This window comes from Oribacterium asaccharolyticum ACB7 (assembly GCF_000238075.1).
Taxonomy (GTDB): domain Bacteria; phylum Bacillota; class Clostridia; order Lachnospirales; family Lachnospiraceae; genus Oribacterium; species Oribacterium asaccharolyticum.
Genome location: NZ_JH414504.1, coordinates 1119368 through 1128943, shown reverse-complemented (window position 1 = coordinate 1128943; position 9576 = coordinate 1119368). Strand labels below are relative to the sequence as shown.

Genomic DNA, 9576 nt, shown 5'->3' with positions numbered 1-9576 from the left:
CATCGCATCCTGGGGCTGAAGTCGGTCCCAAGGGTTGGGCTGTTCGCCCATTAAAGCGGTACGCGAGCTGGGTTCAGAACGTCGTGAGACAGTTCGGTCCCTATCCGGCGCGGGCGTAGGATATTTGAGAGGATCTGTCCTTAGTACGAGAGGACCGGGATGGACTGACCTCTGCTGAACCTGTTGGGAATCAATCCCATCGCAGGGTAGGCAAGTTGGGAATGGATAAACGCTGAAGGCATCTAAGCGTGAAGCCAACCTCAAGATGAGATATCCCATCGTTAAGAGTAAGACCCCTTGAAGAGAACGAGGTAGATAGGGCTGAGGTGTAAGTGCTGCAAAGCATTCAGCTGACAGCTACTAATAGGTCGAGGGCTTATCCAATGCGTCTGATTGATATGTTTTACTGCTGGAATGATTTCAGATATGTGGTTTTGTAAAGGTGTGCCGATATAGCTCAGTTGGTAGAGCAACTGATTTGTAATCAGTAGGTCTTCGGTTCGAGTCCGAATATCGGCTTAAGCCTAAGCGTCGCTTAGGCTTTTTTGTTCTTATAATACTTGCTAAATGATGTAGATTTCATTTATAATACTCTGCGGAACCGTAGCTCAGTTGGTTAGAGCACTCGGCTCATAACCGATCGGTCCAGGGTTCGAGTCCCTGCGGTTCCATGATAAGGCAGTGCATTGCATTGTCTTTTTTTGTGAAATTTTTTAGATAGAAAATCTTCTTACAGACCTATATGTGATTTTCTATGTTAGAATAACAAAAAATGTGTACAGAAAGAAGGCGAAACTATGTCTCCCCTTATATTTCCTTTACTGGCAAAAATTGCATCTCTGTTACTCATGGTATTTGCCGGGGGAATGTTGGTGAAAAGCGGATTGTTAAAAAAAGAAGACAGTTTGCCTCTTTCCAAAATTACTGTTTATCTTCTTTCCCCCTGTGTAATTGTGAGTTCCTTTTCGATAGAGCTCAGTGAAACTGCCGGAAGAAATCTTTTATTGTGTTTCTTTTATGCAATCTTGGCGAATTTTCTCTTTCTTTTCATGGGAAGGGTGCTGAGAAGGCCATTGAATTTAAGCTCCGTAGAGGAAATGTCTGTAGAGTACACGAATTGCGGTTATTTTGTGCTACCTCTTGTTGCAAGTGTATTTGGTGATGAATATCTTCTTTATGTTTCTGCATATATTACTGTCTTTAATCTTCTGATTTGGACGCATGGTCTGCAATTGTTTCAGGGGCAAATAGTCGGTGAAAAGCGATCTGCCAAGTTCTTTTTGAAAATTCTTCTTAATCCGAACATTTTGGCGATTCTTTTTGGTGCTTTTCTTTTTTTTACAAAGCTTTCTCTACCGCATCCTCTTGCTCTTGCCATTTCCGACTTAGGGAAGATGGTTGGTTCTATCAGTATGTTGATTACGGGTATTGCCCTTGGCGGGATGCAGGTGAAGAAGATCTTTTTTTATAAGCGAATCTATCTTATTTCTTTTTTGCGTTTATTCGCCCTACCTCTTTGCTATCTTTTGCTGATTAAAGCTTTTAGTGTAGTGGATGGATTCTTGGATAATCAGACTTTATTTTTAGTTACTTACTTAAGTGCAATAGCGCCATCAGCTGCAAGCGTTGCTCAGTTTGCTATTCTTTTTGGAAAAGACGAGGAGTATGCAAGCTGCATCAATATTTTCACAACGCTTCTTACGGTAGTGTCTATTCCGATTATGGTCTTTTTCAGTGACAAAATATTGACATGAGATTTATATCAATCTTTAATATTGCAGAACGAAAGGCAGGAGATACAGATTTAGTAAATATCTTTAATGCCATAGAGGGTAGTGCAATAGGAACAATGGCAGAGGATACTATTAAGGGTCTATTTAAAGATATAGATACCGGTTTCCAAACTTTTAGCCAGACTTGTAATGGATGGAAAAACAAGCATTAACAAAGTGTATGATCCAACTTGTGGGTCTCGTGTCATAATATTGACACAGGCAAATAGTCAAGTAAATACAAGGGGCTTAGAGCTTCTATTAAATTCTAAATCAAAAAAATGAATTGTGCTGTTTAGGAGAGTTTTAGGAAAATAAGTGTTGTAAACAGTACATCAGCATAAAGGAGGAACTCACATGTCTAAGGTAAAAAAAGACACGATCGAAGCAAAAGGTATTGCTATTCAAGTGTACACAGAAGATTTTAAGAATGACTATATCAGTCTTACAGATATTGCACGATATAAAAATAGTGAAGAGCCGAATGTGGTTGTTGCAAATTGGATGAGAAACTATAACACGATAGAATATTTAGGAATATGGGAGCAGTTAAATAATCTTGAGTTTAACCCCCTCGAATTCGAGGGGTTTTTGAAAGAAGCAGGTAGTAACGCATTTACCTTATCTCCTCAGAAATGGGTTAATATGACAAATGCAAAAGGAATATATGTGAAGCTTGGAAGAGGTGGCGGTACATTTGCGCACAAGGATATTGCATTTAAATTTGCTTCGTGGATTTCAGCAGAGTTTGAGCTATATATCATCAAAGATTATCAAAGATTAAAAGATGATGAGAATTCAAGATTATCATTAGGTTGGAACTTAAATAGAGAAATCTCCAAGATTAACTATAAAATTCATATAGATGCAATCAAAGAATATCTCTTAAAGGATCTTACCAACGAACAGTTGTCTTACAAGTATGCAAGTGAAGCAGATATGCTCAATGTTGCCTTATTTAACAAGCGAGCAAAACAGTGGCGTGAAGAAAATCATGACTTAAAGGGAAATATGAGAGATTATGCAAGTCTGAATGAATTATTGGTACTAGCAAATATGGAAAGCTATAATGCAATCCTTATTGGTAAAGGCATGGATCAAAAAGAAAGAATGATAGAACTTAGAAAACTTGCAAGAACACAATTGATGTCACTTGAAAAACTTGGTGACAGTAGTATTAAAAAATTGGAATGAGAAAAATAATTGCATTAATTAATAAAGCCCACTACTAGTAATAAGTTTTAAAAAAAATATTTCTATAAAGGAGATTTATGGAGCAATATATTCATCCAAACAATGAAGAGATAACTCAATTTATCGAAGAATTAGAATTAAGAAACTTAAGTTTAAAGGATACGACTTTAAAGATATTTGAATGGCTAGACAATAACATAGCGTATAGTCGTTTAAACTCACCTTATTTTCCATTACAACGAAGTGACTTAGATCTTTTAGAATTCAGATCCGGGACATGTGGAGATTATTCAAACTTTTTAGCTTCAGTATTAATTACTTTAGGTTTTAAAGTTAAATATGTATTACTCAAAACTGATTGCTATAAAAATCCTCAAGAACATATTTGTCTTACAGTTCAAGAAAATAGTGTTTGGAAATTAATTGATCCAACAAATCCTTATCGAAAGTTTTGTGGATTTGATTGTCAACACCAAGAATACGAGATAAAAACTCCTGAAGAATTCTTAAAATGGAATAAAGAATTAGAAAGAAAGTATCTAAAACAAGCAGATGAATTTGGAGACCATAGATATGCAGGATTATTATTTGCTCCGTGGATACATCAAGATACTATCTTTGAAAGTGAAGAATTGTTAGAGGTGGTTTTTTATTTACTAATCTTAGAAAAACCTAAAAGTTTCCAAATATATAGTACTTACATCGAGTATACAAAAAATGGTAGTTATACTCCTATAATGTGTAGGATAGAAAGTGGAATCGAAAATTATAGTTTTTCTATTCATACTCCTAAAAATTTATGGGATTCAAATCAATGGTCAGAGGAATACTTAGTAGATGAAGTACCTCAAATTTATAAGGATGAGAAGTACTTTTTATTGAAAGATAATATTCAAAAAAGATTAAAGAAAATCGAAAATATAGCTAATTTAAAATCATAGAATTTTTAACTTAAGAGGTAAATGGTAAACAAGCAATTAAAAGCTTTACAGGTTTTGGGTAGACATGAATGATACAGAAAAATAGCACGAATGATACAGGAAAATTAGCACTCTATATTGAAGAGTGCTAATTTTTGTGTTATACTTCATATTTGTAAGTAAAAAATTTGAAAAGAGGTATTGTTTATGCAGAAAAATGGATCTTTATCTATTCATAGTGAAAATATTTTCCCGATTATCAAGAAGTGGATGTACAGTGATCAGGACATTTTTGTTCGTGAGCAAATTTCCAATGCAACGGATGCGGTAACGAAGCTGGAGAAGCTTTCTCTAATTGGAGAGTGGACGAAGCCGTCTGACTTTAAGGGGCGAGTTACGGTTACAGTTGAGCCGGAGAAGAAGACAATTCGTTTTAGCGATAATGGAATCGGTATGACTGCGGAGGAGGTAGAAAAGTATATTACGCAGATTGCTTTTTCCGGTGCGACCGAGTTTATCGAGAAGTATAAGGACAAGGCAAACAGCGATCAGATCATCGGTCATTTCGGCCTGGGATTTTATTCCGCCTTCATGGTAGCGGACAAGGTGGAGATTGAGACCTTATCCTATAAAGAGGGCTCTACCCCCGTGCACTGGACATGTGACGGCGGTACCGAGTACAGTATGACGGACGGTGAGAAGAAGGAGCACGGTACGGATATTACGCTTCATTTAAATGAAGACTGTGTGAAGTATGCCAATGAATGGGAGCTTCGCTCCGTGATTGAGAAGTACTGCTCCTTCATGCCGGTAGAGATTTACCTTGATAAATATCCGCGCGACAGTGAAATCATTTCCAAGGAGGAGAAACTGGATTCCGACATCGTACTCGAGGAAATTCCCGAGAAGGTGGAAAAGGATGAAAAGGGAGAAGAAAGAAAGACGGAAGCCAAGCTGAAGATTGAAAAGCGCCCCGTTCTTTTAAATGATACCCATCCGCTTTGGGGAGAGTCTCCCTCTACAGTGGAGAAAGAGCAGTATCTCGACTTCTACAGAAAGACCTTCCATGACTATAAGGAGCCGCTTTTCTGGATTCATCTGAACATGGATTATCCGTATAATCTGAAGGGGATTCTTTATTTCCCGAAGATTAACTCGGAGTATGAGTCGATTGAGGGAACAATTAAGCTTTATAACAACCAGGTCTTTATTGCGGATAATATCAAGGAAGTGATTCCCGAGTATTTGCTCCTTTTAAAGGGTGTGATTGACTGTCCGGATCTTCCCCTGAACGTTTCCCGTTCTCAGCTGCAAAATGACGGCTTTGTAAAGAAGATTTCCGACTACATTACGAAGAAGGTAGCGGAGAAACTTTCCGGTATGTGTAAGACGGAAAGAGAGTCCTATGAGAAGTACTGGGATGACATTTCTCCTTTTATTAAGTACGGTGTGCTTCGTGACAGTAAGTTTGCGGAGAAGATGACCGACTATATTCTCTTCAAGGATTTGGAGGAAAAATATTGTACGCTTCCTGAATTAAAGGAGAAGGGCAAGGCTTTAAATGGAGTAGACACAGCGAAATCTTCCGAGGAACTTATTGAGGATGTGAAGGAGGAAAAGGATGCTCCGGTAGCAGATACTGCAGATCAGGTAGAAAATAAGGAAGAAGAAAAGATTCAAAAGGTCTACTATGTTTCCGACGCGGTAGCGCAGAGTCAGTACATTTCCCTCTTTAAGGAGCACAAGAAAGAAGCGGTTTACCTTACAGAGCGAATCGACCAGCCCTTTATCACGGAGCTGGAGGCGAAGAACAGCGGGCTTCGTTTCCAAAGAATCGATGCCGATGTGCAGGAGGCCATGAAAGACGAGCTTTCCTCTGATGATGAGGAGAAGTTGAAAGCAGCGGGAGAAAAGCTGGAAAAGGCTTTCCAAGGCTTACTTTCCAAGGATAAGCTTCATGTGAAAGTGGACAGACTCCTTTCCGAAACGCCGGCGAGTCTTCTTTCTATTTCCGAGGAATCCCGCAGAATGCAGGATATGATGAAGATGTATGCGATGTCCGGTATGCCGATGGGGGCGCTACCGCTTGAAGAAACCTTGATTTTAAATGAAAGACATCCGCTCGTGCAATATCTTCTCAAACATGAGGAAAGCACGGAAACGGATTCCGGAAAGCTTATTGAAGAGCAGCTTTATGATTTGGCACGCATCCAAAATGCGCCGCTCGAGGGAGAGGCAATGAAGAACTTTATTGCTCGTTCGGAGAAAATTCTTTTGGAGCTTGCAAAAGACGAATAATAAACTTGGTGAAAATTTTGTCAAAATCTCTAAAAACCGGTGGAAGAATCTTATTTTTCCGCCGGTTTTGTCAATGGCGGAAAAAATGCAACTATGGTATAAATATAAGGATGATTTTTTGGAACTTGGTAAAGAAAAGCGGAATCTTTCTTTACTGCGGAAAAGCTTAAGGCTTACACTTGAGTCTTGAGAGGATTCAGATTTTAGGGGAGAGTATGAAAAAGGAAAAGTTTTTATCGTATTTGGTCATCCTTACCGGAATTTTGGTTGCCGTGATTCTGGGAATCCGTTCCTGGAGCGGTCCTTCCGCAAAAAGCGCGGATGCACCCGCTACGGCAAAGAAGACTACGGTTACCGTTCCGGGCTTTGGCGGAGATATGCAGATTGAAGTCAGCGCGGATGAGAACAAGATTTATGCGGTAAATGTGTTGAGCAATCAGGAAACCGAGGGAATCGGAAGTAAGGCCGTAGCGGCTTTGCCGGGGAAGATGGTAGAGGAGCAGACCTTTAATGTAGACGGAATCAGCGGAGCAACCATTTCTTCCACAGCACTCAGAACCGGTGTGGAACAGGCGTTAAAGGAAATGGGATTAGATACCGAAAAGTTTGCCAAGGCGCAGGCAAGTGCCGATTCCGCTAAAAAAGAAGACCAGAATCTGGAAGCGGATGTCTGTGTCATCGGTGCAGGCGGAGCAGGTATGATTTCCGCAATCACAGCAGCAGACAGCGGAAAGAAGGTTGTTATTCTGGAGAGCCAGGGTATCGTGGGCGGAAATTCCGTTCGCGCAACCGGCGGAATGAATGCGGCTGCTACCAAGTGGCAGGCGGAAAATTCTTTTGAAGAAGGTTCCGGTGTAGAGAAGACTTTGGCAACCGCAGCGGAAAAATATGCGGACAATGCTGTAATTACCGCTTTGGCAGCAAAGGTGAAAGAGCAGTATGCAGCCTATCAGGCGAAGCCGGAGGGCTATTTTGATTCTGTGGAACTCATGGAGCTGGATACCATGATTGGCGGTAAGGGAACGAATAATCCCGAACTCGTAAAGGTTCTCGCGGAGAATTCAGGTCCGGCTATCGATTATTTGGAAACACTCGGTATGACAATCCATAATGTCGGTGCTTTTGGAGGTGCTTCCGTAAAGAGAATTCACCGTCCGGTAGACGAGAACAATAAGGTGATTGCTGTAGGTTCCTATATGGTTCCGATTTTAGAAAAGAATATCAATGACAGAGAGAACATCACGCTTCTCACTTCCGTAACGGCGGATAAAATCGAGCAGGATGATGCCGGAAATGTAACCGGTGTGCACGGGCTTTCTGCAGATGGCAGTCAGGTCAATGTAAAAGCAAAGGCTGTTATTATTGCGACGGGCGGCTTTGCGGCAAATATGGAAATGGTGGAGAAGTATCAGCCTTCCTTAAAGGGCTATATGTCCACAAATGCTGCCGGGGCACTCGGCCAGGGAATTACCATGGCGGAAGCCATCGGGGCGGATACTGTAGACATGGACCAGATTCAGATTCATCCGACAGTGACGGCCACGGATGCGCATCTTATTACGGAAGGCTTACGCGGAGACGGTGCCATTCTGGTGAACATGGAAGGAAAGCGTTTCACCGATGAGGTAGGAACCAGAGATGCCGTATCCAAGGCTGAGATTGCACAGACCGGTTCGCAGGTTTATCTTGTGATTGACAACAAGATGGTGGAGAAATCCGCTGTTATTCAGGGCTATATCAAGTCCGGCTACACCGTAACGGGAAATGATGCAAAGAGCCTTGCCGAGGCCATGGGTGTTCCTGCCGATGCCTTGGAAGAAACCTTAAAAAGCTGGAATGAGGCAGTAGAGAAGAAGGAAGATGCGGAGTTTGGAAGAACCAGCTTTGCTGCCGCTTTGGATACCGCACCTTTCTATGCCATTAAGGTTACTCCGGGTGTACATCACACCATGGGCGGTTTAAAGATTAATACCGTGACGGAAGTCCTGAATAAGGAAGGAAAGGCGATTCCGGGACTCTTCGCGGCGGGAGAGGTTACCGGCGGAGTGCACGGTGCAAACCGTCTCGGCGGAAATGCCGTTTGCGATTTCACTGTCTTCGGTAAGATTGCGGGAGAATCCGCGGCAAGTTACGCAAAATAAGTTTGAAAAACGAGCTATCGCACGCTTTGCAAGTGATACTCATTATGAATAAAAAAGACTTTTCCGGAGGAAAACTTTTCCCCTTTTGTTAAATCGAAGGGCTCAGGTTTTTCGGGAAGGTCTTTTTTTACGATTTTATAAAAATTTTGTCCGGACTTGCAGTATAAGGGGAAATGCGCTAGAATAAGACAAGTTTTAAGAGGGACGTGCCATTATGAATCATGATTTAAGCAATACGCAAATTATAAGACCATTACAAGACAGCAGTTTGGCTGTGACAGAAGTTTTAGAGCGGGTGTATGAAGCTCTGAATGAAAAAGGATACAATCCCATCAGTCAGATTGTCGGGTATATTATGTCGGGAGATCCTACCTATATTACAAGCTACAAGGGTGCAAGAAGCTTGATTATGAAGGTGGAACGGGATGAAATCCTGGAAGAACTGATGCGGAATTATGTAGAAAATAAATTGAAGAAGGCATAAAGTCTGTTCGGAGACTCCGAAGAGACCTTTTCTTCTTTATGGGAGTAGTATGCGCATTTTGGCATTGGATTATGGCTCTAAGACCGTGGGACTCGCCATTACAGATGCTTTAGGATACACTGTTTTACCTTACAAAACTCTGTGGAGAGAGAGGGAAGGACAACTTAGGAAGACGGTGCAAGCCATTTGTAAAGTGGTTTTGGAGGAAAATGTAGGGGAAGTCGTTTTGGGACTACCCCTCAATATGGATGGCAGCAAAGGAGAAAGGGCGGAAAAAGCAACTGCCTTTTATGAGTTGTTGAAAAAAAAGCTTTCCTGTCCCCTTATTTTTTTTGATGAACGGCTGAGTACCATAGAAGCAAGGGCTATCTTGGATGAAAATGCAGTTCCGAGAAATAAACAGAAGGAAGTTCTGGATCAAGTGGCGGCACAGGTTATCTTAGAGGATTATTTACGGACTAAGGGCAAGCTTTAAGCAATGTTTTAGAGGAGGAATGAATGGAAGGCGGAAGAATTCGTTTACAGTCGGATGATGGAAATTTGGAATTGGAAATTCTGGAAGAAACCGTGGTGAACGGGGTAAATTATATTTTAGTGACGGATGCACCGGAAGGAGAGGACGGTACCTGCTATGTGATGAAGGACATTTCGGCACCGGAGGATGAAGAAGCGGATTATGTTTTTGCGGAAGGCGATGAAGCGGAATCGGTGATGGATGTATTTGCAAAGATGTTAGAAGGGGAAGATATTACGATAGAGCGATAAGG

Annotated in this window: 8 protein-coding genes, 2 tRNA genes and 1 rRNA gene; all 11 read left to right on the top strand. The window is 41.3% G+C overall.

The window, feature by feature from the left end:
- Positions 1-384 (top strand): 23S ribosomal RNA (locus HMPREF9624_RS05065); the annotation flags it as partial.
- A 62-nt stretch (positions 385-446) separates the two neighbouring features.
- Positions 447-519, top strand: a tRNA-Thr gene (locus HMPREF9624_RS05060).
- A 78-nt stretch (positions 520-597) separates the two neighbouring features.
- Positions 598-671: transfer RNA gene (locus tag HMPREF9624_RS05055), tRNA-Ile, on the top strand.
- 126 nt (positions 672-797) lie between these two features.
- Positions 798-1754, top strand: coding sequence for an AEC family transporter (locus HMPREF9624_RS05050; RefSeq protein ID WP_009536815.1), 957 nt, complete (start codon positions 798-800; stop codon positions 1752-1754).
- A 375-nt stretch (positions 1755-2129) separates the two neighbouring features.
- The gene (locus tag HMPREF9624_RS05040; protein ID WP_009536814.1) at positions 2130-2966 is read left to right on the top strand and encodes a KilA-N domain-containing protein; all 837 of its coding nucleotides are present in this window, start codon (positions 2130-2132) and stop codon (positions 2964-2966) included.
- Between the two features lie 77 nt (positions 2967-3043).
- Positions 3044-3907, top strand: coding sequence for a transglutaminase-like domain-containing protein (locus HMPREF9624_RS05035; protein ID WP_009536813.1), 864 nt, complete (start codon positions 3044-3046; stop codon positions 3905-3907).
- A gap of 186 nt (positions 3908-4093) precedes the next feature.
- Positions 4094-6184: a molecular chaperone HtpG gene (htpG, locus tag HMPREF9624_RS05030; RefSeq protein WP_009536812.1), complete on the top strand. Its 2091-nt coding sequence runs from the start codon at positions 4094-4096 to the stop codon at positions 6182-6184.
- 215 nt (positions 6185-6399) lie between these two features.
- Complete coding sequence (locus tag HMPREF9624_RS05020) at positions 6400-8325, top strand: flavocytochrome c (RefSeq protein WP_036594636.1); 1926 nt, start codon at positions 6400-6402, stop codon at positions 8323-8325.
- A 214-nt stretch (positions 8326-8539) separates the two neighbouring features.
- Positions 8540-8809: an IreB family regulatory phosphoprotein gene (locus tag HMPREF9624_RS05015; RefSeq protein ID WP_009536810.1), complete on the top strand. Its 270-nt coding sequence runs from the start codon at positions 8540-8542 to the stop codon at positions 8807-8809.
- A gap of 49 nt (positions 8810-8858) precedes the next feature.
- The gene (ruvX, locus tag HMPREF9624_RS05010) at positions 8859-9284 is read left to right on the top strand and encodes a Holliday junction resolvase RuvX (protein WP_009536809.1); all 426 of its coding nucleotides are present in this window, start codon (positions 8859-8861) and stop codon (positions 9282-9284) included.
- A 23-nt stretch (positions 9285-9307) separates the two neighbouring features.
- The gene (locus HMPREF9624_RS05005) at positions 9308-9574 is read left to right on the top strand and encodes a DUF1292 domain-containing protein (RefSeq protein ID WP_009536808.1); all 267 of its coding nucleotides are present in this window, start codon (positions 9308-9310) and stop codon (positions 9572-9574) included.
- Positions 9575-9576 lie beyond the last annotated feature (2 nt).